This is a genomic window from Phaeobacter sp. JH20_02 (genome assembly GCF_048056915.1).
Lineage (GTDB): Bacteria > Pseudomonadota > Alphaproteobacteria > Rhodobacterales > Rhodobacteraceae > Phaeobacter > Phaeobacter bryozoorum.
The window spans coordinates 621659-646256 of the sequence record NZ_JAYMVP010000028.1; the positions used below are offsets into that span (position 1 = coordinate 621659).

General features: G+C 61.6%; 19 protein-coding genes and 2 tRNA genes. 14 read left to right on the forward strand and 7 right to left on the reverse strand.

Annotated features, from left to right (window positions below; genetic code table 11):
* Positions 1 to 25 precede the first annotated feature (25 nt).
* Together VWY34_RS17075 and dtd are read left to right on the forward strand one after the other, a co-directional pair.
* On the forward strand, positions 26 to 697 hold the full coding sequence (locus VWY34_RS17075; RefSeq protein ID WP_416546372.1) for a nitroreductase: 672 nt from the start codon (positions 26 to 28) through the stop codon (positions 695 to 697).
* A gap of 28 nt (positions 698 to 725) precedes the next feature.
* Entirely contained in the window at positions 726 to 1172 is a 447-nt protein-coding gene (dtd, locus tag VWY34_RS17080) for a D-aminoacyl-tRNA deacylase (protein WP_416535081.1), read from the forward strand.
* Positions 1173 to 1333: 161 nt separating this feature from the next.
* On the opposite strand, the gene VWY34_RS17085 is transcribed toward dtd, so the two are convergent.
* Positions 1334 to 1480 carry a hypothetical protein gene (locus tag VWY34_RS17085; protein ID WP_340546082.1) on the reverse strand — a complete coding sequence of 49 codons (147 nt, stop codon included), beginning with the start codon at positions 1478 to 1480 and terminating at the stop codon, positions 1334 to 1336.
* 168 nt (positions 1481 to 1648) lie between these two features.
* Here VWY34_RS17085 and VWY34_RS17090 point away from each other — a divergent pair, with 168 nt between their 5' ends.
* The 6 genes from VWY34_RS17090 to VWY34_RS17115 all read left to right on the forward strand — a co-directional run bounded on the left by VWY34_RS17090 (position 1649) and on the right by VWY34_RS17115 (position 8227).
* Positions 1649 to 3235 (forward strand): ABC transporter substrate-binding protein, encoded by a 1587-nt coding sequence (locus VWY34_RS17090; protein WP_416546374.1) that lies wholly within the window; start codon positions 1649 to 1651, stop codon positions 3233 to 3235.
* 14 nt (positions 3236 to 3249) lie between these two features.
* Positions 3250 to 4206: an ABC transporter permease gene (locus VWY34_RS17095; protein ID WP_340546084.1), complete on the forward strand. Its 957-nt coding sequence runs from the start codon at positions 3250 to 3252 to the stop codon at positions 4204 to 4206.
* Positions 4203 to 5018 (forward strand): ABC transporter permease, encoded by an 816-nt coding sequence (locus VWY34_RS17100; protein ID WP_340546085.1) that lies wholly within the window; start codon positions 4203 to 4205, stop codon positions 5016 to 5018. Before VWY34_RS17095 ends, VWY34_RS17100 begins: the two co-directional genes overlap by 4 nt.
* Positions 5015 to 6652, forward strand: a complete 1638-nt coding sequence (locus tag VWY34_RS17105) for an ABC transporter ATP-binding protein (RefSeq protein ID WP_340546086.1) — start codon at positions 5015 to 5017, stop codon at positions 6650 to 6652. Before VWY34_RS17100 ends, VWY34_RS17105 begins: the two co-directional genes overlap by 4 nt.
* 123 nt (positions 6653 to 6775) lie before the next feature.
* Positions 6776 to 7612, forward strand: a complete 837-nt coding sequence (locus VWY34_RS17110) for an alkaline phosphatase family protein (protein WP_416546376.1) — start codon at positions 6776 to 6778, stop codon at positions 7610 to 7612.
* A 51-nt stretch (positions 7613 to 7663) separates the two neighbouring features.
* Positions 7664 to 8227 carry a DUF4453 domain-containing protein gene (locus VWY34_RS17115; RefSeq protein WP_340546087.1) on the forward strand — a complete coding sequence of 188 codons (564 nt, stop codon included), beginning with the start codon at positions 7664 to 7666 and terminating at the stop codon, positions 8225 to 8227.
* A gap of 31 nt (positions 8228 to 8258) precedes the next feature.
* On the opposite strand, the gene VWY34_RS17120 is transcribed toward VWY34_RS17115, so the two are convergent.
* The 5 genes from VWY34_RS17120 to VWY34_RS17140 form a co-directional block, all read right to left on the reverse strand.
* Positions 8259 to 9185 carry an alpha/beta hydrolase gene (locus VWY34_RS17120; RefSeq protein ID WP_416546378.1) on the reverse strand — a complete coding sequence of 309 codons (927 nt, stop codon included), beginning with the start codon at positions 9183 to 9185 and terminating at the stop codon, positions 8259 to 8261.
* Positions 9186 to 9327: 142 nt separating this feature from the next.
* A complete protein-coding gene (locus tag VWY34_RS17125; RefSeq protein ID WP_340546089.1) occupies positions 9328 to 11223 on the reverse strand; it encodes an acyl-CoA synthetase in 1896 nt (631 codons plus the stop codon).
* Positions 11224 to 11404: 181 nt separating this feature from the next.
* Positions 11405 to 13204 (reverse strand): ABC transporter transmembrane domain-containing protein, encoded by a 1800-nt coding sequence (locus tag VWY34_RS17130; RefSeq protein ID WP_340546090.1) that lies wholly within the window; start codon positions 13202 to 13204, stop codon positions 11405 to 11407.
* A gap of 198 nt (positions 13205 to 13402) precedes the next feature.
* Positions 13403 to 13476, reverse strand: a tRNA-Gly gene (locus VWY34_RS17135).
* A 121-nt stretch (positions 13477 to 13597) separates the two neighbouring features.
* The gene (locus tag VWY34_RS17140; RefSeq protein ID WP_416546380.1) at positions 13598 to 14146 is read right to left on the reverse strand and encodes a CoxG family protein; all 549 of its coding nucleotides are present in this window, start codon (positions 14144 to 14146) and stop codon (positions 13598 to 13600) included.
* 465 nt (positions 14147 to 14611) lie between these two features.
* On the opposite strand from VWY34_RS17140, the gene VWY34_RS17145 reads away from it, so the two are divergent.
* From VWY34_RS17145 to VWY34_RS17165, 5 genes are all read left to right on the forward strand, one after another.
* A complete protein-coding gene (locus VWY34_RS17145) occupies positions 14612 to 15205 on the forward strand; it encodes a LuxR C-terminal-related transcriptional regulator (protein WP_416535137.1) in 594 nt (197 codons plus the stop codon).
* 17 nt (positions 15206 to 15222) lie between these two features.
* A complete protein-coding gene (locus VWY34_RS17150; protein WP_416546382.1) occupies positions 15223 to 16476 on the forward strand; it encodes an FIST N-terminal domain-containing protein in 1254 nt (417 codons plus the stop codon).
* Positions 16473 to 18776 (forward strand): PAS-domain containing protein, encoded by a 2304-nt coding sequence (locus tag VWY34_RS17155; RefSeq protein WP_416546384.1) that lies wholly within the window; start codon positions 16473 to 16475, stop codon positions 18774 to 18776. Before VWY34_RS17150 ends, VWY34_RS17155 begins: the two co-directional genes overlap by 4 nt.
* A 163-nt stretch (positions 18777 to 18939) precedes the next feature.
* Positions 18940 to 19704, forward strand: a complete 765-nt coding sequence (locus VWY34_RS17160; protein WP_416546386.1) for a sirohydrochlorin chelatase — start codon at positions 18940 to 18942, stop codon at positions 19702 to 19704.
* A 231-nt stretch (positions 19705 to 19935) separates the two neighbouring features.
* Positions 19936 to 20009: transfer RNA gene (locus VWY34_RS17165), tRNA-Cys, on the forward strand.
* Between the two features lie 134 nt (positions 20010 to 20143).
* Here the strand turns inward: VWY34_RS17165 and VWY34_RS17170 are convergent.
* Positions 20144 to 20926 carry a hypothetical protein gene (locus VWY34_RS17170; protein ID WP_416546410.1) on the reverse strand — a complete coding sequence of 261 codons (783 nt, stop codon included), beginning with the start codon at positions 20924 to 20926 and terminating at the stop codon, positions 20144 to 20146.
* Between the two features lie 358 nt (positions 20927 to 21284).
* Here VWY34_RS17170 and VWY34_RS17175 point away from each other — a divergent pair, with 358 nt between their 5' ends.
* Positions 21285 to 24596, forward strand: coding sequence for a glycosyltransferase family 2 protein (locus tag VWY34_RS17175; RefSeq protein ID WP_416546412.1), 3312 nt, complete (start codon positions 21285 to 21287; stop codon positions 24594 to 24596).
* Positions 24597 to 24598 lie beyond the last annotated feature (2 nt).

Consider the following 24598-nt stretch of genomic DNA (forward strand, 5'->3'; position numbering starts at 1 on the left):
CCCGAAGCCGACATAAGGATCCACCATGACCACCCTTCCTGCGCTTGATGCGCTGTTCAGCCGCCGTCACAGCTGTCGCGGCTTTCGCCCCGATCCGGTACCCCGTGCGGTTATCGAGGATATCCTGCGTTGCGCCCAGAAAGTGCCCTCCTGGTGCAATGCCCAGCCCTGGCAGGTGACGCTGTTCAGCGGCGCGGCGACGGATGCGCTGCGGGTGGCCCTGGCGGAGGCGGTCGCAAAGGATCCTGTTGCCCCCGACCTCCCCTTTCCCGGGCGGTACAGTGGCGATTACAAGGCGCGGCGACAGGCCTGCGGCTGGGCGCTTTATGAGGCGGTTGGTGTTGAACGCGGCGATCGCGCCGCCTCTCACCGGCAGATGATGCGCAACTTTACGCTTTTTGACGCCCCCCATTGCGCGATCCTGACCAGCCCCAAGGAGCTTGGCCCCTATGGTGCGCTGGATTGCGGTGGCTTTGTCACCGGGTTCACGCTGGCCGCAACCGCAGCGGGCGTTGCCAGCATCGCGCAGGCCGCTGTTGCCACCTATGCGCCGATGCTGCATCAGCTCTGCGACATACCGGAGGATCGAAATATCCTTTGTGCGCTGTCTTTCGGCTATGCCGATCCCGACCACCCGGCCAACCAGTTCCGCACTGAACGCGCTGAACTGCACGACTTCACCACCTGGCGCGACTGACGCCGTATATCACTGAGTAGGATAATCCATGCGTGCCCTGATCCAGCGAGTGTCCGAGGCGTCTGTCACCGTCGACGGCGATATCATCGGTGAAATCGGTGAAGGCCTGCTGATCCTGATCTGCGCGATGGCGGGGGACAGCGCGGCCGAAGCGGATCAGATGGCGGCCAAGATCAGCAAGCTGCGGATTTTCCGCGATGAGGCGGGCAAGATGAACCGCTCGGTAAAGGATATCGGCGGCGGCGCGCTGGTTGTCAGCCAGTTTACGCTGGCCGCCGATACCCGCCGTGGCAACCGGCCCGGCTTCTCCAATGCCGCCGCGCCGGATCTGGGCCGCGCGCTTTACACCCGGTTTGCCGATCAGCTGGCGGCGCTTGAGGTGCCTGTGGCGCGCGGGTCCTTTGGGGCCGACATGCAGGTTGCGCTGATCAACTCCGGTCCGGTGACCATCTGGATGGACAGCGCGGACTGGTGAACTGCGCTTTTCTGCGGGCGGATTGCGGATAGGTTGCGGATGTCGTTTTCCGTCATGTCCTGACGCGCCCATTGGTGCCAAAGCAAGCATCCGAAATCGCGAAAATGCGCCAGATCGGCCATCGCGCCCGCAGCTGCGGCCTGTCGCAAAACCGGCTCGGATCACCCGTTTTGGCCGAAAATCAGGCGGGGGCCACCATCCATTGGCGAAATACGGGGTGCGGCGGCGATAATAATTGGCATCGCGAGTGCATTGGTTTTTTCCACATATTGTCCCACCAGCCATTCACTTCTTACCAAATACGACATACCAGTTCCAAAAGACGACGGGATCACCGTCTCTTTATGCCTTCGCCATCCCCGCCTGCGCCAGAAAGCACGCTAATAAGGGTTGCGAGGTCGCAGCAAATGCGCAAACCTTGAATGACAATTCAAGAAATGACGTGTTCAGCGTCTAGATACGACAGGGAGTCCGCAATGAAAGACCAGATTGATTTCATGACGCAAAGCGTCACCTCCGGGAAAATGACCCGGCGTGAATTCATGGGCAAAACCGCCGCACTCGGCATCAGCGCCGCAGTAGCAGGCAGCCTGTTTGCCCGCGCCGTCGAGGCCGCAGGCCCGGTCAAAGGGGGCACGCTGAAGCTCGGCTCCATCGGCGGCGGCAGCACCGACTCGCTCGATCCCGCCGTGGCCGCAAGCCAGGTGCCCTACCACAATCTTTATCAGTTCGGTGAAACGCTGGTGAACGTGACGCCCGAAGGCGGCATCGAAAACCGTCTCGCCGAAAGCGTCGAAGCCAGTGCAGACGCCAAGACCTGGACCTTCAAGATCCGCAAGGGCGTTGAATTCCACAACGGCAAGGCGGTGACGGCCGAGGACGTGATGCGCACCATGGAGCGCCACTCCAACGAGGACAGTAAATCGGGTGCGCTCGGCATTATGCGCGGCATCGAAAGCATGAAGGCCGATGGCGACAACTTCGTCGTCTCGCTGACCACGCCGAACGCCGACCTGCCCTATCTGATGGCCGATTATCACCTGATGATCCAGCCTGATGGCGGCTTTGACAACCCGGCAGCGGGCATCGGTTCCGGTGCCTATATGCTGGTCGCCGATGAGCCGGGCGTGCGCCATATGTGGAAGAAGAACCCCAACTACTGGGATGACACCCGCGGCCATGTTGATGAAGTCGAAATCGTGGTAATCAACGACGCCACCGCCCGTATGGCGGCGCTGCAATCGGGTCAGGTACATATCGCCAACCGTGTTGAGCCCAAGGTTGCAGGTCTCCTCGACCGTGCACCGAACCTGACCGTGCGCAACGCAGCCGGTCCGGGCCACTATGTGTTCATCATGCATTGCGACACCGCGCCGTTTGACAGCAACGAGCTGCGCCTGGCGCTTAAATATGCCATCAACCGTGAGGAAATGGTCGATAAGGTTCTGCGCGGCTATGGCTCCGTCGGTAACGACATGCCGATCAACTCCGCCTATCCGCTGTTTGATGACAGCATCCCGCAGCGCCCGTTTGATCCGGCCAAAGCGGCAGAGCACTACAAGAAATCCGGCCATGACGGCAGCCCGATCACCCTGCGGGTGTCGGATGTTGCCTTCCCGGGTGCATTGGATGCAGCCCAGCTGTTCCAGCAGTCGGCCAATGCCGCCGGTATCCCGCTGGAACTGAAGCGCGAGCCCGGTGATGGTTACTGGTCCGAAGTCTGGAACGCCCAGCCGTTCTGTGCCTCCTACTGGGGTGGCCGTCCGGTGCAGGATCAGATGTATTCGACCGCTTATCTGTCGACCGCAGACTGGAACGACACCCGCTTCAAGCGCGAAGACTTTGACCAGCTGTTGTTTGCCGCCCGCGGCGAGCTGGACGAAGCCAAGCGCAAGGCGCTCTACAGCCAGATGGGCATGATGGTGCGGGACGAAGGCGGTCTGATCTGCCCGATGTTCAATGACTTCATCGAAGCGACCAGCAGCAAGGTTCAGGGTTGGGTGGTGGATTCCACCGGCGACACTATGGCCGGCAAATGGTCGCATAAGTGCTGGTTGGCCTGATAGAGGTCCATGCCATGCACCCCGTTTTGAAACTTGTGTCCCAGCGCCTCGCGCTGGGACTGATTCTCTTGATCGCCGCATCCGTGCTCATCTTCATGGGCACCTTGATCCTGCCCGGCGATGTGGCGCAGTCCATTCTGGGCCAGTCGGCCACGCCCGAGGCACTTGCCAACCTGCGCGAGGAACTGGGGCTGAATGAACCGGCTGTTCTGCGCTATTTCGACTGGCTGTTCGGCGCCCTGCAAGGTGATCTGGGCACCGCCCTGACCAATGGTCAGGACATTGCAACCAGCATTGGCCGCCGTCTTGGCAACACGCTGTTCCTGGCGTTCTGGGCTGCCGTGATCTCGGTTCCCTTGGCGATCTTCCTGGGCCTTCTGGCGGTACGTTACCGCGACCGCTGGCCTGACAAACTGATCTCGGCCGTGACATTGGCCTCGATCTCGATCCCGGAATTCCTGATTGGCTATCTGCTGATCTATTTCGTTGCGGTGCAGATGGGCTGGTTCAGCTCTGTCGCAATGATCAATGAATCCATGAGCCTGCTGGAAAAACTGAACGCCATTGCCCTGCCCGTCGCGGTGCTGACACTGGTGGTTCTGGCGCATATGATGCGCATGACGCGGGCGGCGATCCTCAATGTGATGCAATCGGCCTATATCGAGACGGCGGAGCTGAAGGGGCTGAGCACCTTCAACGTGATTGCCCGTCACGCCTTTCCCAATGCCATCGCACCGATCGTCAATGTGGTGATGCTGAACCTCGCCTATCTGGTGGTCGGCGTCGTGGTGATCGAGGTGGTTTTTGTCTACCCCGGCATGGGTCAGTATCTGGTCGACCACGTGTCCAAGCGTGACGTCCCGGTGGTGCAGGCCTGCGGTCTGATCTTTGCCGCCGTCTACATCGTGCTGAACATGATTGCCGACATCGTGGCGATCCTGTCGAACCCGCGTCTGAGGCATCCGAAATGAAGAATATCCCTATCTCTGCAATGATCGGGCTGTTCTTCACGGCCCTCTACTTCCTGATGGCGATCTTTGCACCGCTACTGGCCCCCTATGGGATGGCTGAAATTGTCGGTGACGTCTGGGAGCCGCGCTCGGCTGAGCATCTCCTTGGCACCGACAATATCGGTCGTGATCTTCTCAGCCGGATGATCTATGGCGGACGCACCACCATCTTCATCGCCACTGCGGCCACCATCCTGTCCTTTGTCACCGGATCGGTGCTGGGCTTCTTTGCCGCCGTTGCCGGTGGCTGGGTGGATCAGGTGATGTCGCGGCTGGTCGATCTGGTGATGTCGATCCCGACGCTGATCTTTGCCCTTGTGGTGCTGTCGGTGATGCCGGTGACCGTGCCGGTTCTGATCGTGGTCATGGGTCTGCTGGACTCCACCCGCGTCTATCGTCTTGCCCGTGCGGTTGCGGTGGATATCGAGGTGATGGACTACGTCGAAGCCGCGCGTCTGCGCGGTGAGAAAACCGCCTGGATCATCTTCCGCGAAATCCTGCCCAACGCGCTGTCACCGCTGGTGGCCGAAATGGGCCTGCGGTTCATCTTCATGGTGCTGTTTGTCTCGACGCTCTCTTTCCTCGGCCTTGGCGTGCAACCGCCAGAAGCCGACTGGGGCGGGATCGTGAAAGAAAACAAGGAAGGCATCGTCTATGGCATTCCGGCGGCACTGCTGCCTGCCATCGCCATCGCCACCCTTGCGATCTCGGTCAACCTTGTCGCGGACTGGGTCCTGAACCGCACAACCTCGCTGAAAGGAGGCCGCGGATGAGCGAACCTCTTATGAAAGTGCGCAATCTCAAGATCGGCGCAACTGTCTACCCGCCGGGGGAAAAGCCCCATGACATCGAAATCGTGCATGGTGTCAGCTTTGATCTGCAACCGGGCAAGGTGCTGGGGCTGATCGGCGAATCCGGCGCCGGAAAATCCACCATCGGTCTGGCCTCCATGGCCTATGGCCGGGGCGGTGTGAAGATCACCGGCGGCGAGGTCTGGGTGAATGGCCGCGATATCCTGCAATCCAAACTGCGCGATATCCGTCGCCTGCGCGGCGGCGAGGTCACCTATGTCTCGCAATCGGCGGCGGCCTCGTTCAACCCGGCCAAGAAGATCATGGAACAGGTGATCGAAGCGGCGGTTGAGCAGGGCAAGTTCTCCAAGAAAGAGGCCGAAGCCCGCGCCCGCGCGCTTTTTGCCAAGCTGGGTCTGCCCGATCCAGACAATATCGGCGAGCGCTATCCGCATCAGGTCTCCGGCGGTCAGCTGCAACGCTGCATGACGGCGCTGGCGCTCTGCCCGGAGCCGGATCTGGTGGTCTTTGACGAGCCGACAACGGCGCTGGATGTGACGACCCAGATCGAGGTGCTGATGGCGATCAAGGAAGCCATCCGCGACACGGGTGTGGCTGCACTCTATATCACCCATGACCTTGCGGTGGTGGCACAAGTGAGCGACGACATCATGGTGCTGCGCCACGGCAATATGGTGGAATACGGCCCCGTCGATCAGATCATCAACGCCCCGCAGGAGGAGTACACACAGGCGCTGGTCTCGGTGCGCTCCATCACCCATGAGGAAAAGGCCCCGACCTCGGAGCCGGTGCTGAGCGTGCGCAATATCACCGCGCGCTACCAGGGCACCAAATTCGATGTGCTGCATAATGTGAACGTCGACCTGCACCCCGGTCAGACGCTGGCCGTGGTCGGAGAATCCGGCTCTGGTAAATCGACACTGGCACGGGTGATCACCGGGCTATTGCCACCACGCGAGGGTGATATCGAGTTTGCCGGGCGCCGGCTGTCCTCCGATCTGGCGGGACGCACCCGCGAGGATCTGCGCGAATTGCAGATGATCTATCAGATGGCGGATGTGGCGATGAATCCGCGCCAGACCGTCGGTACGATCATCGGCCGTCCGCTGGAGTTCTACTTTGGCATGAAAGGTGCGGAGAAGCGCAAACGGATCATCGAACTGCTGGATGAGATCGAGCTGGGCGAAAGCTTCATCGACCGTTACCCGGCGGAGCTGTCGGGCGGACAGAAACAGCGGGTGTGTATTGCACGAGCGCTGGCGGCGAAGCCCAAGATGATCATCTGCGACGAGGTCACCTCGGCGCTGGATCCACTGGTGGCCGATGGCATTCTGAAGCTGTTGCTGGAACTGCAAAAGATCGAGAATGTCGCCTATCTGTTCATCACCCACGATCTCGCCACGGTGCGGGCGATTTCGGATAATATCGCGGTGATGTATCAGGGCCGCGTCCAGCGCTATGGCGGCAAGACCGAAGTGCTGTCGCCCCCCTTTGACGATTACACCGATCTGCTGCTCAGCTCGGTGCCGGAAATGCGGCTCGGGTGGCTGGAAGAGGTCATCGCCAACCGCAAAATGGAAAGTGCGGGCAACTAGCAGCCCAGCACCTGATATCCCCCCGTCGCAGGCAACTGCGGCGGGACGCACTCAAAGGCGGCCGCAGGAACACTCCTCACGGCCGCCTTTTTAACTCACCTTTACAAGACCTTGGGTTCTGCGATGGACAACAAACTTCTCCTTATCATCTTGGACGGGGTGCCGTGGCGCAACTTCCGTCGGCTGTTTGGCAATCTGGAAGGCTGGGTCGACAGCGGCGAAGCGCGGGTCTGGAAACACCGTTCGGTGCTGCCCTCGATCTCCGCCAGCTGCTATGCCTCGATCCACACAGGTGTTGCCCCCGCCGAACATGGCTGCACCGGCAATGGCAATGTCTTCCGCTTGGGCCACAAGGATGTGTTCAACCAGGTTCGCGAGGGCGGCGGCGTAACCGGTGCGGTGGCGCATAGTTTCTGGTCCTCCTTCTTCAACCGCCACCCCTATGACCCCGTGCGCGACGTTGAATATGACGAACCGGACAGCGCCACGATCAATCACGGGCGGTTCCATTCGATGACCGGCTACGGGCTGGACAACCAGATGACCCCGTCGGACGTCGATCTGTTTGGCACGCTGACAAACCTCTGCCTGCGGTTCGGGCTGAACTACGGAATGCTGCACACCTGCACGCTGGACAGCATGGGGCACCGGTTTTTCCACGATTGCCAGCAAATGGACCACGCCTGTTTCGTCATGGATGAGATGCTGGCGCCGTTTATCTTCAAATGGCGTGAAATGGGCTATGAGATCATCGTCACCGCCGATCACGGGCAGGATGATCGCGGCCACCATGGCGGGCGCAGCGCCCTGCAACAGGAAACCGCGCTGTATTATTTCGGCCCGGCCGAAGGCCCGGCGGAAGATGTGGTGATCGACCAGCGCCAGCTGGCGCCTACCATCCTCAGCCGCCTTGGTGCGCCCATCGCCGACACGATGAAGGCAAAATCTTTCCTCAGCTGAGGATCCATGGCAGGCTTATCGGACCGTCGCCGCGATCAACAGGAGCCTGCCATGCCCATCCGCTATCTCACACTACTGTTAACGCTGCTGCCCTTGCCCGCGTTTGCACAGGACGGCTGCGATGATCTGTGGTTCACGCGAAATCTGATCATGGACCGTGCCGGCTATTGTTTTGGAACGGTGCTGGGCCAAAGCGTTTTCGACAATAGCGATTGCCTCGGAAAATCCGTCGCGCTTGACCCGCAGAGCAACCGGCAGGTGCAGGACATCCGCGCGCTGGAGAAGTATCACGGCTGCAAGGTCAACACCGGGCGCAGGCAGTTGACGCTGAACGATACGCATCTGCGGCGGTTGCTGGTGGATCTGCCGATCCGCGATGAATTTGAAGGCGCCTGTCTGGGTTGGCTTGGCGCTCCGGTCCCGCTCCATTCCGGCCATAGTGCGGGCACCGCCCGTATCGGCACGATCCAACCCGGCGACACCATCGGCTATGCGCATCTTCCAGTGGGCAACTGGTCCTATGTCACCACCCACAGCAGTGACTGGCGGGTCAAGAGCGGCGGCTGGTACAACCGCGCAGCCGCCCCTGAAAACTGCCGCGATTTCGCAGGCTGATCATGTGCCAGGGGCCGGGCGACGACAGCGCTCACTCATAGGGCCAGAGCCCCTGCCCCAGCGCCTCCACGGCGACGGAGATCCGTTCGAAACTGTCACGGGCGCGGCCGACGCTGTGGCGGGCGCGCAGATAGCCATGGACCAACCCCTGTTCGTTGATCCAATGCGCTTTGCCACCGGCGGCCATGATCTTGTCGCGGTAATGGCGGGAATCATCACGCACCGGATCACAGTCGGCAGTGATCAGCACCGTTGCGGGCAGGTTGGAAAAATCGGTATCGGCCAGCGGTTCGAGGGTCGGATCGCCCGTCGTCTGCGTGCCTTCCGGGCGGCGAATTGACCCGTAGTAGAGGATATCATCCCGTGTCAGCATCGGCGCCTGCGCGTGTTCCAGATAAGAGCCCTGATTGATATCGCCACCAAAGGCGCCGTAGATCAGCACCTGCCCCACCAGCCCGTCAATACGTCCGCGCGCATGATGCGCCACGGCGGCACAGAGATTGGCACCGGCGCTGTCACCAGCCAGAACCAGATCCCCCTCAAAACTGTCGCGGATCCACTGCAAGACCGCCCAGGCGTCCTCGAAGGCCGCAGGGTGGCGATGTTCTGGGGCCAGACGGTAATCCACCGCCACAACGCGATAGCCGCTCTGGGCGCAAAGCTCGGCGCAGACGTCATCGTGGCTGTCCAATCCACCAACGACAAAGCCGCCGCCATGGCAGTACATCACCGTGCAGCCCGGCTCTCCGGCGGTGTAGATCCGCACCGGCACCGCCCCCACCAGCCGATCCTCGCAGCGGACCACATCCGGGCGCGCGACACGGAATTCAGCGGCCATGTCATCATAGACCTTGCGCTGTTCCGTGATCGACAGATCCACCGCATCATCCGGGTAACATTCGCCGGTTTTGCGGATAAAGGCCCAGGTTTCTTCGTCGATCAGTCGCTCGTAGTTCATCTCACCCGTTCCCTATCTTCATAGTCCGTCGAATGAGATTAGCAGCGCCGAAATCAAAAACCATGCTTTACAAATGAAAAAAGCGCCCGCGTGGGGCGCTTTCTGATGCTGGGGTGGCGCAGTGCCATCCGCCGCTCTGGGATCAGCCCTTTGGCATCGGTTCCCAGGGGCGGGTAAAGACACCAAGCACATCCGAAATATCGGAGGCCGAAGCGCCATTGGCCTCAACCTGGGCGACCAGACCGCGGCTTTTGTCGTCGACCACATGTTCGACGCGCGCAGGCAGGCCTGCCTTCAGCAGGGCCTCATTGTAGATCCGGGTGATGGCATTCTTGCGCAGATCAGGTTTGAACACCTTGCCCACGGCCGTCTTTGGCAGCTCATCCATCACCGTGACATGTTTCGGGATTGCCGCGCGTTCATGCACGTGGATCTTGCAATAGGCCAAAAGATCCTCCGGCGTCACGCTTGCGCCATCCACCAGCTCGACAAAGGCACATGGCACCTCGCCGGCATGGGCATCCGGCTGGCCGATTGCACCCGCAAAGGCGACGGCCTCATGCCCCAGCAGCGCCTCTTCGATTTCGGCCGGATCAATATTGTGGCCGCCGCGGATGATCAGATCCTTCGCCCGGCCCGTGATCCAGAGATAGCCATCCGCATCCAGACGGCCCAGATCGCCGGTGCGCAGATAGGTGTCCTTGTAGAACAGACCTTCGTTCTTCTCGACCTCGGTATAGGTATGACCGGCATAGACGCCGGGGCTCGAGATACAGATCTCACCGATCTCATCCACACCCAGCTCGACCATATCGCCATTGGTTGCCTTCACGATCTTGACGTCAGTGTAGGGCAGCGGAATGCCGATCGAGCCGATCTTCTTTTCGCCCTGAACCGGGTTGCAGGAGACCAGGCAGGTCGCCTCGGTCAGGCCGTAACCTTCGACAATGCTGACGCCCGTTGCGCTTTCGAACCGTTTGAACAGTTCGACCGGCAGTGGCGCCGAGCCGGAGAAGGCCGTCTTTACGGTCGAGACATCGGCATCGACGGGCCGCTGCATCTTGGCCGAAATTGCAGTGGGCACGGTGATGATAAAGGAAATCTTCCAGCGTTCGATCAGCTTCCAGAAATTGTCAAAGACACCCTCGCCGCGATAGCCCTGCGGTGTCGGGAACACCACATGCGCCCCCGAGGCCACCGCCGCCATCAGGATCACATGGCAGGCAAAGACATGGAACAGCGGCAGCGGGCACATGATATTGTCATCTGCGGTAAACAGCAGCTTGCTGCCCAGCCAGCCGTTGTAGTTCATGCCGGAATAGGTGTGCTGCGCCACTTTGGGCATCCCGGTGGTGCCGCCGGTGTGGAAATAGCAGGCCACCCGGTCGCTGTCGGAATCCGCGAACGTCAGCTCGGTCGGATGCTTGCGCAGCTCTTTGTTGAAATTCTTGTAATCCGCATGGGCCAGCTTGTCCTTGCCCTCAAGCTTGGGGCGGATCATCGGTACAATCCAGGATTTTGGCGGCGTCAGATAGCGGTTGAGGTCAATTTCCAGAACCGTGTTCACCTTGGGCGCATGGCGCACCGCCTCCGCCACCTTCTGGGCGACGTCGGTCTTGGGGAAAGGCTTCAGCGTCACCACCACCTTTGCCCCGGTTTCGCGCAGGATCGAGGCGATCTGCTCCGGCTCAAGCAGAGGGTTGATCGGATTAGCGATGCCTGCCACAGCGCCGCCGAGCAGGGTCACGACGGTTTCATTGCAGTTCGGCAGGATATAGGCGACCACATCCTTTTCACCGATCCCCATGGACCGGAACATATTCGCCGCCTGGGTCACCTTGTCCTTCAGCTGGCGCCAGGTCAGGGTCTCGGCCTTATCCTTGGGACCAGAGAATATCTGGTAGCTCACCGCGTTGTTGTCGGGAAATTTCCCGGCCGTACGGGACAGCAACCCATAAAGCGTCGTCGGCATATTCCGCTGCCCAAAAGGCATCTCGTTCGTTAGTGCCAAGCAGTCCGCAGCCGTGGCAAATCCCATTGGTTTCCTCCCCTAGTCCCCTTGTGCCGGGGAATTTCAGTTAACACAAAATGATTTGAAACGACCCGCCGCGCAAGCGCGCCGACAGGGTCACGTCAAGGAAGCCTGCGCTTTGACGCAGCGACATTTGAAGTTTTTCGACCTTGAAGCCGAAATTCGGCTCATTTGAGACCGGGTCTGCCTATTCCGCAGCCAGCCCATCGGTGAACTGAAGCCGTGCAAGACGCGCGTAAAGCCCGCCTTCGGCAACCAGCTGATCGTGGCTGCCGGTGGCCACGATACGGCCCTCTTCCATCACCACGATGCGATCTGCCTTTTTCACGGTTGCCAGTCGATGCGCCACGATCAAGGTGGTGCGGCCCTGGCTCAGCTCATCGACAGCGGCCTGTACCAGTCGTTCGCTTTCGGCATCCAGTGCGGATGTGGCCTCATCCAGCAACAGCACCGGCGCGTCGCGCAGTATCGCGCGGGCGATGGCGATCCGTTGTTTCTGACCGCCCGACAGCATCACGCCACGTTCCCCGACCTGGCTGTCATAGCCCTCTGGCAGCCGAGTGATAAAGTCATGGGCGGCGGCCGCACGGGCGGCGGCCTCGACCTCGGCGTCGCTGGCCTCGGGACGACCAAAGCGGATATTGTCCCGCGCCGAGGCGGCAAAGATCACCGGGTCCTGAGGCACCAGCGCGATATGTCTGCGGAAAGCATCCCGTTGCAGGTCCCGCAACGAGACACCATCCAGACAGACCGCACCATCAGTGGGATCGTAGAACCGCTGGATCATCTGGATGATGGTTGTCTTGCCCGCACCGGAGGGGCCGACAAAGGCAACCGTCTCGCCCGGCTTCACCGTCAGGGAGACGTCGCTCAGGGCCGGAATCAGCGGACGGGCGGGATAGCGGAAGGACACATTGTCAAATCGGATTTCGCCCCGCACCGGTTCGGCCAGCGCCTGCGGACGCGACGGATCCTGCACCTCATCCACCGCCGTCAGCAGCTCCACCAGACGTTCGGTTGCGCCAGCGGCCCGTTGCAATTCGCTCCAGATCTCTGACAGCGCCGCCACCGAGCCTGCAACCAGCACCGCATAGATCACGAACTGGACCAGGGTGCCTTCGGACATGACCCCGGCGCGCACATCGTTTGCGCCCATCCACAGGACGCCAACCACGCCGGAGAACACCAGAAAGATCACGATCACGGTCAGGAAAGCACGGGTCTGGATCCGCCGCATTGAAACGTCAAATGCGGTTTCGGTCATCCGGCTGAATTCGCCCCGGCTGGCGCTCTCATGCGTATAGGCCTGAACCGTCTGTACCGCGCCCAGCGCCTCACCCGCGTTGCCGGAAGAGGCCGCGATCCAATCCTGATTCTCGCGGCTAATCTTGCGCAGCCGCCGCCCCAACACCAGAATCGGCACGATCACCGCAGGCACGATCAGCAGAACAAGGCTGGTCAACTTGGCCGAGGTCAGCAGCATCAGCACCAGACCGCCGCCAAAGATCAGCATATTGCGCAGGGCAATCGACACCGACGAGCCCAGCACCGACTGGATCAGCGTTGTATCCGTGGTGATCCGGCTCAGCACCTCTCCGGTCATGATCTGCTCGAAAAACGCCGGGCTCATGCCGATGACGCGGTCAAACACCGCCTTGCGGATATCTGCAACCACCCGCTCTCCCAGCCGCGTGACCAGCGCATAGCGCAGGCCCGTGCCCACGGCCAGCAGCGCCGCAATCACCAGAGCAGCGGCGAAATACTGGTTCAGCAGCTCAGCATCGGAAACCCGGAAGTTATCGACCACCCGGCGAACCGCCAGCGGCAGCGTCAGCGACAGGCCCGCGGTGAGCACGAGTGCTAGCGTCGCGGTGGCCATCAACAGGCGGTAGGGGCGCATAAAGGGCCAGAGGGCAGACAGGACACCAATCTTGCGCGATTTCTCGCGCTCTACATCCGCAGTCGGGACCGCTTGATTGCCCGCCATGTCAGCTCCTTCGACGTTCCGTGTGGCAGGCTCTGTCGCCTGCGCATCGCCAAGGTTCATGACCCCGCAAACCCCTGAGGTCAAGCGCACAGAGGCCGTCAAAGCCTGTCATACCGCCGCATGAATGGTTCGGCACCGCCCTGAACACCCCAGAGAGATCTTCTGCGCAGCTACCGGTCTGATCTATGTCGGAAATCCTGGAGCGGGTAGCGGGAATCGAACCCGCACCTTAAGCTTGGAAGGCTCTTATGATACCATTTCACCATACCCGCTCAGGGAATTTGGTCTATAAATCGGTGCTTTCGGAGCGTCAAGCGGCTGTGGCGTGAAATCGTGAAATTTCATCTGGAAGAGCCGGATTAATCGGCATCTCTCCCCTGACCACATGTCCGCTCAATTGCCAAGCACCCGGCCAATCCAACCTTTGCGCGGCGCCTCGTCCCGGCTGGCGTCGGGTGTCCCGGCCTCCTCCGCTGAGGCATCTGTTTCGACCGAACTATCCCCTTCGACGGCGGTCTGGAACCGCTCGAAGAACTGGTCGGCCATCTTTTTGGCAAACCCGTCGATGATCCGGCTTCCAAGCTGGGCGAGTTTGCCGCCGACCTTGGCCTCGACCTCATAAGTCAGCAGGGTATGCCCGTCGTCGCCATCGCTCAGCGTCACATGGGCGTCGCCCTTGGCGAACCCAGCCGCGCCGCCCTTGCCCTCCCCCCGCAGGGTCAGACTATTGGGCGCATCGAGATCGGACAGGGTCACAGTGCCACGGAATGTCGCCTTAACCGGGCCGACCTTTTGCACCACAACCGCCGTGAAACCCTCCTCGGCCGATCCCTCCATTTCCTGGCAGCCGGGCACCGCATCCTTCAGCGTTTCGGCATCCAGAAGCCCCTGCCAGACCTCGGCGCGCGGGGCAGCGATGCTGCGGGTATCGGCAAGTTTCATAAGCCTATTCCTTTTGCTGGCGATACATCGTGTTGCGGGCACTGGGACGCCCCTGCTGGCGCCTGCATAACGCAATCCGGCTGCGCGCCGATATGCGACATTGGTTGCAGATCAGACGGCGACGGTGCGCGCAACAAGGATAGCACAGGCCTACGCTCCCGCCAGACGCGAAATCACGGCCGTTGCATCTTCGCGAGCCGTCTTAGACTTTTCGCCTATTGGTCGCGGCTTGCAGCTGCTGCTAGCATGAGCGGCATGGCGGGCGCGTGGCTTTGGCGCGCGATGTGACCCGCGATTGCCCGGCGCAGACCATGGACCATTGGCATAGGCTTGAGGAGTGTGATGACCCATTCGCCCGCCCCAGATCATCCCCAGCGACCTCGCACCCCGGATGCGCAGGACCCGGCAGGCTTTGTGACCGCGCTGATCGTCGAGGATCACCCGCTGTTCTGCGACGCCCTGGCGATGACGCTGCGCGCCACGGTTGGGATCACCAGCATCGCAACCGCCGCGACAGTGGAACAGGCCATTTCCGAGGTTTCGGACACTCCTGCTCCCGATGCGGTGGTGCTGGATCTCAACCTGCCCGATGCTCAGGGCCTCGACGGGCTGATACGGCTGCACAATGCGACGACCGCGCCGATCCTTGTGGTATCGTCGATGGCGGACAACCGGGTCATCAGCGCAGCCATCCACGCCGGTGCCGCCGGCTTTGTGCCCAAGCACAGCCAGCGCGAGATCTATATCGACGCCTTTGACGCCATCGGCAGGGGCACGCCTTTCGTCCCGCCCGGCTATGTGCTGCTGCCGCGGGACAGTGAAACGCAGGATGCGACCGGGCGTCTGGCGACGCTGACCAATCAGCAGGCGCGGATCCTGCAACTGATCTGCGCGGGCAAACTGAACAAGCAGATCGCCTATGACCTGTCGATCGCCGAAACCACGGTAAAGGCGCATGTCACCGCGATCATGCGCAAACTCGGGGTCCAAAGCCGGACCCAAGCGGTTCTGATTGCAAAGGAAACAAGCTTTGCAAACGTCTTGCAAGATCTGGGCTGAGCTGCCTACCATCCGACATGACGCGCCCCGCCCCCTTCCCTGACACGGCTGATCCCCGCGCAACGGCGCAGGCTTCAGACCGGGTCTCTCTGCCCGCCATGGCGGGGGCGCTGCACAATGCGGATCGCATCACCCGCACGGGACGGGCAGCGGCAGACTCCCCTGATGCGCTGGCGACATTGGCCGGAACGCTGGCGCCGCTGGACGAGCTGGAGCTGGTCATCCTCTTTGTCTCGCCGCGGGCCGATATCCATGCGCTCAGCGCGGCTGCGGCGCGGCAGCTCGCACCGGCCACTGTTGTTGGATGCACCACCGCAGGCGAGATCGGCGAAGCTGGCTATACCGACGGGGAGATCATCGCAATCGGCCTGCCGCGCAGCCATTTCTGCGCACGTGTGCTGAGCATCGAAGATCTGAACACATATGATGCCCAGTGCCAGATCGACCAGATCATCCGCAACCGCAACGACATGGCGCGAGAGACGCCGCAATGGACCTCCGAATTCGCCTTTCTGCTGATCGACGGGCTGTCGATCAAGGAGGACGCGCTGACCGCCGATCTCGCACCCGGTCTGGGCCCCGTGCCACTGTTTGGCGGCTCCGCAGGCGATGGTACCGATTTTGGCGCGACCTATGTGCTCTGTGACGGCATCGCGCGCCAGAATGCGGCGGTGTTGCTACAGATCCGCAGCAATTGCCCGGTCAAGGTCTTCAACACCGACCATCTGGTGCCCACGGCCCAGCGCATGGTGGTCACCGGTGCCGATCCCGCCCGTCGGCTGGTCTATGAAATCAACGCCGAGCCGGCCGCGCGCGAATATGCACGGCTCCTGGGCAAGGATCCTGAACAGCTGACCACTTTCACCTTTGCGGCCCATCCCGTCGTCGTGCGCCTGGGTGGCCAGCACCATGTGCGCGCCATTCAGCAGGTCGCTGAGACGGGCGATCTGGTGTTCTTTTCCGCCATCGACGAAGGTGTCGTGTTGACCCTGGCCGAACCCCTGGACATGGTCGATCACCTCGACCGCGCCCTAACCGCTCTTGGCGAAACACAGACCCCGGATGTGATCCTTGCCTGCGATTGCCTCCTGCGACGGATGGAAGCCCAGCAAAAACAGCTCACGCCGCAGATCTCATCGCTTCTTGCCAAACATCGCGCTGTCGGATTCTGCACCTATGGCGAACAGGTGAATTCCATCCATGTGAACCAGACGCTGACAGGGGTTGCCATCTATCCGCCCCTGGCCTGCGACCCACCGGCACGATCATGACGCAAGGCCTGATTGATCCGCGCGACTCGCTGGAGCGGCAGAACGAAAAACTGCTGAAAATCACCGCAACGCTGATGCGCCGGGTGGAACAGAACACCGATGCCTCCGGTCTCGCCTATGCGCAGTTCGAACGCGCCGTTCTGCTGGAAGAGGAAATCCGCAGCCGCACCCGCGATCTGGAGCGAACGCTGGACCTTCTGAACCTGTCCAATGCCAAACTTGCCGAGGCCAACCGCGAGACCGAGGCGGCGCGCGCCAATCTCGCCGATGCAATCGAAACCGTGCAGGAGGGGTTTGCCCTCTTTAATCCGCAGGATGTACTGGTGATGTGCAACAGCCGATTTGGGATGCACATGCCCGACATCCATGCGCGGCTGCGGCCGGGGCTGGCATTTGAGGCCTATGTCAATCTGGTCAGCGGCAGTTCGGCCCTGTCGCTGCCCGCCGGGACCACAGCCGCCGAATGGGCCGCGCGCAGGCTGGCCCGGCATCAGGACCGCAGCGTCATGTTCAACGTTCGCATGACCGGGAACCGCTGGCTTCAGGTCAGCGAACACCGCACCTCCGACAGTGGCACCGTCATCCTGCAAACCGATGTCACCGACATCATGCGCCTTCAGCACCAGGAACGTGAACGCATCCTCGACGATCAGGCCCGGCTCATCCGCGCCACTTTGGAACACCTGAACCAGGGGGTCTGCATCTTCGATCAGCAGGCGCGTCTGGTTGGCTGGAACCGGCTCATGGGAGAGCTGCTCTCCATTCCGATCAGCCGGTTTCGCATCGGCAGCCGCTTCGAGCGGATCTTCGAACATCTGCGTGCGGAGTTCACATTTGAACAGGCCGATATGGCCGATCAGGTCACCCTCTGGACCCGGCCAAAAGCAGATCCTGCACCGGATATCCCTTCTGAACGGATGCGATCCGGCCCAGCGATACGGGTGCCGCTTTCCTTCGACGTGCAGCAGGGCATGACACGGGTCCTGACGGTTTTTATGCAGGAAATGCCCGACGGCGGTTTCGTGATCAGCTTCACCGATGTCACCGCCGAACGGACCGCCGCGCGCGCGATGAGCGAGGCCCGTGACACGCTTGAACAGCGTGTGCTTGACCGAACGCTGGAGCTGGAAGACGCGCTTCAGGCCGCCGAACGCGCCAATGCCTCAAAGTCGCGCTTTGTGGCCGCCGCCTCCCATGACCTGCTGCAACCGCTCTCGGCGGCAAAGCTCTTTGTCGCAGCGCTGCAAAGCGAATTGCCGACAGGCGGTTCCCGCGAAACCCTGAACAAGGCGGCAAATGCGCTGGACAGTGTAGAGACACTGGTCTCAGCGCTCCTTGATATTTCGCGACTGGATTCCGGCCGCGCCACACGGCATGTGACGTCCGTCGATCTCGACGACCTGCTGCTGCAACTGCATGACGAATTGCGCCCGATGGCAGATGCCAAGGGCCTCTCGTTCCGCCTCAGGCTCAGCCAGACGCGGGTGCTGAGCGATGTGACCTACCTGCGGCGCATCCTGCAGAACCTGATATCAAATGCGCTGCGCTATACCAGCCGGGGGGGTGTGCTTGTCGGCATCCGCCCCCGCCGGGACTCGGTCCGGGTTGAGATCTGGGACACCGGGACCGGCATTCCCGACGAGGATCGCACGCTGATCTTTGCAGAATTCCAGCGGCTGAACGCCACGGTGAGCGCCGCTGACGGCATGGGCCTTGGCCTTGCGATTGTGGAACGCGCCTGCGGGTTGCTGGGCCATCCCCTGACGCTCAGATCCCGTGTGGGGCGCGGAACGGTCTTTGCCGTTGATCTGCCCCGTGACACCGCACGGCTGCACCAGTCACATCAGTCGGAGCTGTCCGGCGCTCGCATGGCCGAGGTCGCCCCTTCCGGGACAGCCTCCCCGGATCCGGCAGCTGTGCCCTTGGGGCAGCTGATCGCGCTGCTGATCGTCACCGATCCCGATCTGCGCCACGCATTGACCCTGACGATGGAGCAATGGGGGATCGATGTCTTGCCCTGTGCCAGTGAAGAGGATGCCCGCGCCTTGCTGACGGAAATCGACGTCACACCGGATGTTCTGGTGATTGACCTGCAACTGGGGGCGGACCAGAACGGCGCCGAGGTGATCGCCCGCCTCAACCGCGACCTTGGCGCGCTGCCCGCCTGCCTGATCTCCGCCGACCGCCGCCCGCAGGTCGCCCGGCTTGCCCAAAACACAGGTGCCAGACTGTTCACAAAACCCCTTCAACCGGAGCAGCTGCGCAGTTTCCTCGACGATCTGCGACAGCCGCCTCAATGACGCCCATGGCTTGCCCCCAGCCCCAGCGGTGGCGAGGCCATGGCGGCCCGCAGAAGATTGATCCAGCGCCCCCGCCCTGCCGTAATGCCATCGAAACACCCGCAGGCGACCCGCAAGGTCGATGCCCTGCCAGCCCCCTCCTACAGCCGAAAGGCTCCTCCAGATGACCGATCCCGCCCCCCTGCCCCCACATCGCCTGACCGCCGTGATTACCGCGCATGGCCAGCCCTCCGATCCGGCGCCCCAGGAACGCGCGCTGGCCAATCTGGCCGATGCCGTCGCTGCGCTGTTGCCCGACTGGGATATCCGCTCGGCCACGTTGTCCACAGCTGATCGACTGGAACAGGTGACACCAAAGGGCGCGCTGATCTATCCGTTCTTCATGGCCAACGGCTGGTTCACCGGCTCGGTGCTGCCCAAGCGGCTCCAGGGGCATGATGTTCACCTGTTACCCCCCTTCGGTCTGGACCCGGCCCTGCCGGAACTGGCCTGCAAGGCGCTGGCCACGGCCTGCGAGGCACGCGGATGGTCGCTGCCCCGGACCCGCATCCTTCTGGCCGCTCATGGGTCGGCCCGGGGGCCCAAGGCCGCCGAAGCCGCCGAGGCCTTTGCAGCCGCCATGCGCCACCACCTGCCGGGCACGGATCTGGTCACAGGCTATGTCGAGGAAGATCCGCGTATCGCGGACGCCGCCCGCGATCTTGCAGCGGCCAAACCTAAACACCCGACCCTCTGCCTGCCGTTCTTTGCACAATCCGGCGAACACGTCCGCGACGATATCCCCGAGGCGCTGGCCGATGCCAGTTATCCCGGCGACATATTGCCCGTGCTCGGGGCGCTGCCCGGCGTCCCCCAGCTGATCGCCGACGCCCTAAGGCAGGCTCTCCTCGGGCCAAACCCGGCAGGAGACAAAGCCGGTGGGATCTGACCACCCCCCCCCGCAGCCCGGCGTAACCGTCCCCCCGTTGTGACACCCCGTAGGGCTACGGACAGCCCCCAAGGCAGCCTGCCCCGCTGGCGCCCCCGGCAGATCGACACTCAAGGCGGCACTCCAGCCCATTGCGGCCGCAGAATTTTTCAAAATTTCCCGCCGGTTCTGCGCACGCCCCCTTGCACCGTCCCCCGGCATGTGATTAATCACGCCTCACACCACCGGTAAGGCGAGTTGGCGGAGTGGTGACGCAGCGGATTGCAAATCCGTGTACACCGGTTCGATTCCGGTACTCGCCTCCAGACGTCAGATTTGACAGCGCGATGCGCGACAGCTTTGACTGTTTTGCTCGCATCGCCTCTGAAGGCGGATCTGGCACTTCCCTCCAGGCGGTCAGCTGAACTCATCGGCACTGCGCCTGCCCCCCCCCCCCGGATCAGACCGATGTGGATGTCGGCACGCGCTGCCAATAAGCGGGACCGCAGGCGTTTTGTTCCAGAAACCGATAGCGGGCCGTTCGGCGGTCCGAGCTCAGGTGGATCTCCGGTGCGCTGCGGTCTTCGAAACGATAGGGCAGCACCGAGCGCAGCTCTTGGGAATGCTCCTCAACTGCCCGGATCACCCAAGGCCGCGTGAACATGACCTCCCGTGTCGCCTCCTTGGGGCGCTGAAAGCCCTTGGAGGCCGGGAAGCTGATCTCCCCCTCGATCACGATGCCCAATGATCCGAGGAAATCGCGGTAGTCTTCCTTCAGACGTTCGACCCGGATGATGTGATCGGCGACACAGACACCGTTCACGGAATAGACATCGAAATCCTGCGGCCAGCGACCGTCGTTGACAAATCTCTTGAAGCGCGGCTCAACCGGGCGTTCGGGGCGCCTGTTTCCCTTCCAGAAGAATGACGAGATCGCCTTTTCCCACGGGTTCCGCTCGGTGCAAACCACATCATAGTCGACGATCTGCTCGCCATATACCCGCAGCGCATCGCTGTATCTGGAATGGTTCTGCAGTTCGATGGTCTCGCCGGAATTGATATTCACGAATTGTGGGTTTTCGATCCGCGCCGCACAGTCGCCGCGCTGATATTCCTCGCGCGGGCGCAGCCTGGTGATCACATCCTGTGGCCCGCAATAGGCGCTGATGGCCAGCTCGATCGAGCTGCCCGCGGTCTTGCCGGGCTTGACGTAAACAAAGTTGTGCTTGTGGCTTACAATCATTTGAACGCGCCCTGAAGGTAGGTTATCGTCCGCTTATGACATGTGGGGTCACCTCAGGCAATGATCGCAAGCAGACGGTCAAGTGGCTCCGGTAGTTAGATAAAAACGAGTTTGAGGACGTGCGGGCGGCCTGGGCTGTCCCTGCTTAATCAGAGGGGCTCTGGTGGCGATACGCCCCTTCGCGAACCTCTCGCAGTCACGAGGATGAGTGTCGAACAGGGCATTGCCGGACAGAAAACCGTTTTGCAGGCTCAGCTTTGCAGCTGGCAGCGGTCGCGCGTCGGATCTCGCGGCCCCGGACGGTAGACCAGCGCCCCTTCGACAGTCCCAGAATAAGAATGAAGCAGTGCGCAATACTATGTCTGACCTCCCGGTAATCGCCTCCCTCTGGATTGGTGGCAATCTCAGCTATCTTGAGCAAACCTGTCTGAAATCCTTTGCCGATCACGGGCATCGCACCCTGCTCTATACCTACGAGACGGTCGACAACTGCCCGCCGGGTGTCGAGCTGATGGATGCAAACCGGATTTTCCCGGCGTCGGATTTCATCCGCCACAAGGTCTCCGGCTCGCCTGCGGTTCATGCCGACGCCTTTCGCTACAAGATGATTTCCATGCAGAATGTGATCTGGGTGGATGCCGATGTTCTCTGCGTCAAACCCTGGGATTTTCAGGACCAATGGGTCTTTGGCTGGGAAAAACCGGGACGGCTGGTCTGTAATGCAGTTCTGGGATTGCCCCGGTTTTCGCGGACGCTACAGCGGCTGAACACGTTCTGCGAAAACGAATACCCGATCCCGCCCTGGGTCAAGGGCGAGGAACGCGCGGCCCTGGAAGCGGCTCATGCGGCTGGCAACCCGGTTCATGTCTCCGAATTGAAATGGGGCGTCTGGGGGCCGTCGGCGCTGACCTATTTCCTGAATGAAACCGGTGAGATGGCGCATGTGAAACCGCAGATGGCCTTCTTTCAGATCTCTTTCAAAGAACGCCGGAACCTGCTGTCACCGGGCTATACCGTAGAGAAGAAGATCGACGAGGGCTGCTATGGTGTGCACCTGTGGAACCGTCGGCTGAGCCGACGCCTGATCACCCATGAAGGCGGCATTCCTCATCCCGACAGCTATCTCGGCCGCGCGCTGGTCCGGCATGAAATCGACGCCGCCGCCGCACCGATCCCGGACCGGCCCCCACAGGGCAAACCCACTCAGGCCGAACTTGCCAAAGCCGCGGCTGCAACCGCAAAAACCCCGGCTCCGGCGCCACGGGCAGCAGCACAACAGACCGCGCATCCCCTGCTCAAAATGCCGCTGGATCGTCTCACGCAGAGCGCCCATTACCAGCGGGCGATCGACAATCTGGAGCTGCGGACCGAAACACTCGGGGATCGCCTCGCGCCGCTGGCAGAGCCGGTTTCCCACGACAATATCCTGATCCTCACCTCGATGAAGAACGAGGCCCCGTTCATTCTGGAGTGGATCGCCTATCACAAGGCAATCGGGGCGAAACACTTCCTGATCTACACCAACGACTGCCGCGACAATACCGATGAAATGCTGGACCGTCTGGCAGAACTGGGGCTGGTCACCCGCGTTGACAATCCCTGGGATCCGGCCTCCGGCAAGAAGCCCCAGCATGTCGCGCTGGAGGACGCCATGAGACAGCCTGCCTTCAAGGCTGCGGATTGGGTTCTGACCATTGATGTCGATGAATTTGTGAACATCCATGTCGGTGACGGCAGATTTGCCGATCTGTTCAGGGCCGCTGGCGATCCGAATGTGATCTCCTTTACCTGGAAATTCTTCGGCAATGGCGGGGTCGGCACCTATGAAGACCGCCCCATTACCGAACAGTTCACCCGCTGCGCGCCCGAGTTCATCCCAAAACCCCGGCTTGGCTGGGGGTTCAAGAGCATGGTGCATAAATCCGCGCCCTACACCAAGATAGGCGTTCACCGCCCGCTGAAGATCGACAACGAAGACAACGTCTCGCAGGTGCGCTGGGTCAACGGGTCCGGGCGCGTCATGCCTGATATGCTGCTCACCAACAACGGCTGGCGCTCCACCAAACGCTCGCTTGGCTATCGGATGGCGACACTGAACCACTATGTGCTGCGGTCGGCCGACAGTTTCCTGGTGAAACGGGATCGTGGGCGGATCAACCATACCGAACAGGATCAGGGGATCGACTATTGGGCGCGCCGCAACTACGCCTCGGAAACCGACGGGCGGATGCTCAATCGCCTGCCGATGATGCGGGCCGAACTGGATCAGCTGATGGCGGATCCGCAGCTGGCACGCCTGCACAAAGAGGCCGTGCAATGGCATAGGGCCAAAATCGACGATCTGAAATCTCAGCCGGAATACGCCAATCTATATGAAAACCTGACCGAGGTCGCGCGCCCGGATGCGATCTACCTCACCAAGCTTGAGGATCAGGCCGAGGCAGGCACCCCGGCAGGTGTGCAGATCCCCGAACCGGAGGCGCTGCTGCTCTCTCCCGCCCAGATCAAGGCCAAGACCCGGCTGCTGAAAGAGATGGTGCAGGGCAAGATCCGCGTTGCGGACCTGAAAACACGCGAGGCCGAGCTGGGAGCCGATATCGATATCGCCGACCTCGCCCAGAAGATGCAACGCCCCTCTGCGCCTGCCCCGGCGCCTGCCAGCCGCGTGGTCACGATCGCGCCGGCCGCCACCAATGCCCAGATCAAAAATCAGGGCGCCCTTGATCGTTCCGCCGTCAGGCGTCCGGACGCGCCGGACAGCGCCCAACCGATGACCGGTGATGCACGGTTCACCGACATGCGTGCCCATGCCGCCCAGCGTGCCGGCTTCTTCTGGGAGGACAAGGACAACGCGCTGTTTTACGAGCCTTCTGGCAAGCGGCTGGTGGTCAGCTTCGACAATATCCATGTCGTCCAGCAAAAGGAGGGCCAGCGCTGGCCCTGGGGTTACAAGCTGCTGTCGCAGACCATGGGCTGTTCGGTGCTTGGCGTGATCGGCGCCAAGCGGAACTGGTTCCGCAACCCCTTTGTGCATGACAGCTTTGACCAGCTGCGCGACAGCGGCTTCTTTGCACAATTTGACGAGGTTCTGTTCTATGGCGCCTCCATGGGGGCCTTTGGCGCACTCACCTATTCGCAATGCGCACCAGGCTCCAAGGTCTTTGCCATCGCGCCGCAGACCACGCTCGACCGTCGCATCCTGCCGGATGACAACCGCTGGGGCTGGACCGCGCGTCTGGATTGGGAGGACCGTTATGCGGATGCAGCGCAGGCGACCCAATCGGCAGAGGATGTCGTGGTCCTGTACGACCCCTATTTCGCGCCGGATGTGGAACAGGTGAACCGGCTCACAGGTGACAATATCCGCAAGATGAGGATGCCGTTCTTCGGCCACCAGCTGCCGCAGGCGCTGGCCAATATGAACATCCTCAAACCGATGCTGAACGAAATCTGCGAGGGCCGTTTCACGTCCCAACGGTTCTACCAACTGCTGCGCGCGCGTCGCGACCTGCCCCGATACCAGCACGACCTCCTGATGAAGGCCGAGGAGAAAAACCACAGGAAACTGGCCATTCAGGTCTGCGAATACACGCTGAAGAAACGCAATGCGAAGAACATTCGCAACTCGCTGGAACGGCTGCGTGCCGAACTCGCCGAGGCAGAGGGCTAGGT

Excerpts from the sequence above, each read along its gene's own strand:
- VWY34_RS17140 (WP_416546380.1), bottom strand. The coding sequence starts at position 14,146 with ATGAAACTTGCCGATACCCGCAGCATCGCTGCCCCGCGCGCCGAGGTC.
- VWY34_RS17095 (WP_340546084.1), top strand. The coding sequence starts at position 3,250 with ATGCACCCCGTTTTGAAACTTGTGTCCCAGCGCCTCGCGCTGGGACTG.
- VWY34_RS17175 (WP_416546412.1), top strand. The coding sequence starts at position 21,285 with ATGTCTGACCTCCCGGTAATCGCCTCCCTCTGGATTGGTGGCAATCTC.
- VWY34_RS17110 (WP_416546376.1), top strand. The coding sequence starts at position 6,776 with ATGGACAACAAACTTCTCCTTATCATCTTGGACGGGGTGCCGTGGCGC.
- VWY34_RS17125 (WP_340546089.1), bottom strand. The coding sequence starts at position 11,223 with ATGGGATTTGCCACGGCTGCGGACTGCTTGGCACTAACGAACGAGATG.
- VWY34_RS17100 (WP_340546085.1), top strand. The coding sequence starts at position 4,203 with ATGAAGAATATCCCTATCTCTGCAATGATCGGGCTGTTCTTCACGGCC.
- VWY34_RS17145 (WP_416535137.1), top strand. The coding sequence starts at position 14,612 with ATGACGCTGCGCGCCACGGTTGGGATCACCAGCATCGCAACCGCCGCG.
- VWY34_RS17150 (WP_416546382.1), top strand. The coding sequence starts at position 15,223 with ATGACGCGCCCCGCCCCCTTCCCTGACACGGCTGATCCCCGCGCAACG.
- VWY34_RS17155 (WP_416546384.1), top strand. The coding sequence starts at position 16,473 with ATGACGCAAGGCCTGATTGATCCGCGCGACTCGCTGGAGCGGCAGAAC.
- VWY34_RS17115 (WP_340546087.1), top strand. The coding sequence starts at position 7,664 with ATGCCCATCCGCTATCTCACACTACTGTTAACGCTGCTGCCCTTGCCC.
- VWY34_RS17160 (WP_416546386.1), top strand. The coding sequence starts at position 18,940 with ATGACCGATCCCGCCCCCCTGCCCCCACATCGCCTGACCGCCGTGATT.
- VWY34_RS17075 (WP_416546372.1), top strand. The coding sequence starts at position 26 with ATGACCACCCTTCCTGCGCTTGATGCGCTGTTCAGCCGCCGTCACAGC.
- VWY34_RS17105 (WP_340546086.1), top strand. The coding sequence starts at position 5,015 with ATGAGCGAACCTCTTATGAAAGTGCGCAATCTCAAGATCGGCGCAACT.
- VWY34_RS17120 (WP_416546378.1), bottom strand. The coding sequence starts at position 9,185 with ATGAACTACGAGCGACTGATCGACGAAGAAACCTGGGCCTTTATCCGC.
- VWY34_RS17085 (WP_340546082.1), bottom strand. The coding sequence starts at position 1,480 with ATGTCGTATTTGGTAAGAAGTGAATGGCTGGTGGGACAATATGTGGAA.
- dtd (WP_416535081.1), top strand. The coding sequence starts at position 726 with ATGCGTGCCCTGATCCAGCGAGTGTCCGAGGCGTCTGTCACCGTCGAC.
- VWY34_RS17170 (WP_416546410.1), bottom strand. The coding sequence starts at position 20,926 with ATGATTGTAAGCCACAAGCACAACTTTGTTTACGTCAAGCCCGGCAAG.
- VWY34_RS17130 (WP_340546090.1), bottom strand. The coding sequence starts at position 13,204 with ATGGCGGGCAATCAAGCGGTCCCGACTGCGGATGTAGAGCGCGAGAAA.
- VWY34_RS17090 (WP_416546374.1), top strand. The coding sequence starts at position 1,649 with ATGAAAGACCAGATTGATTTCATGACGCAAAGCGTCACCTCCGGGAAA.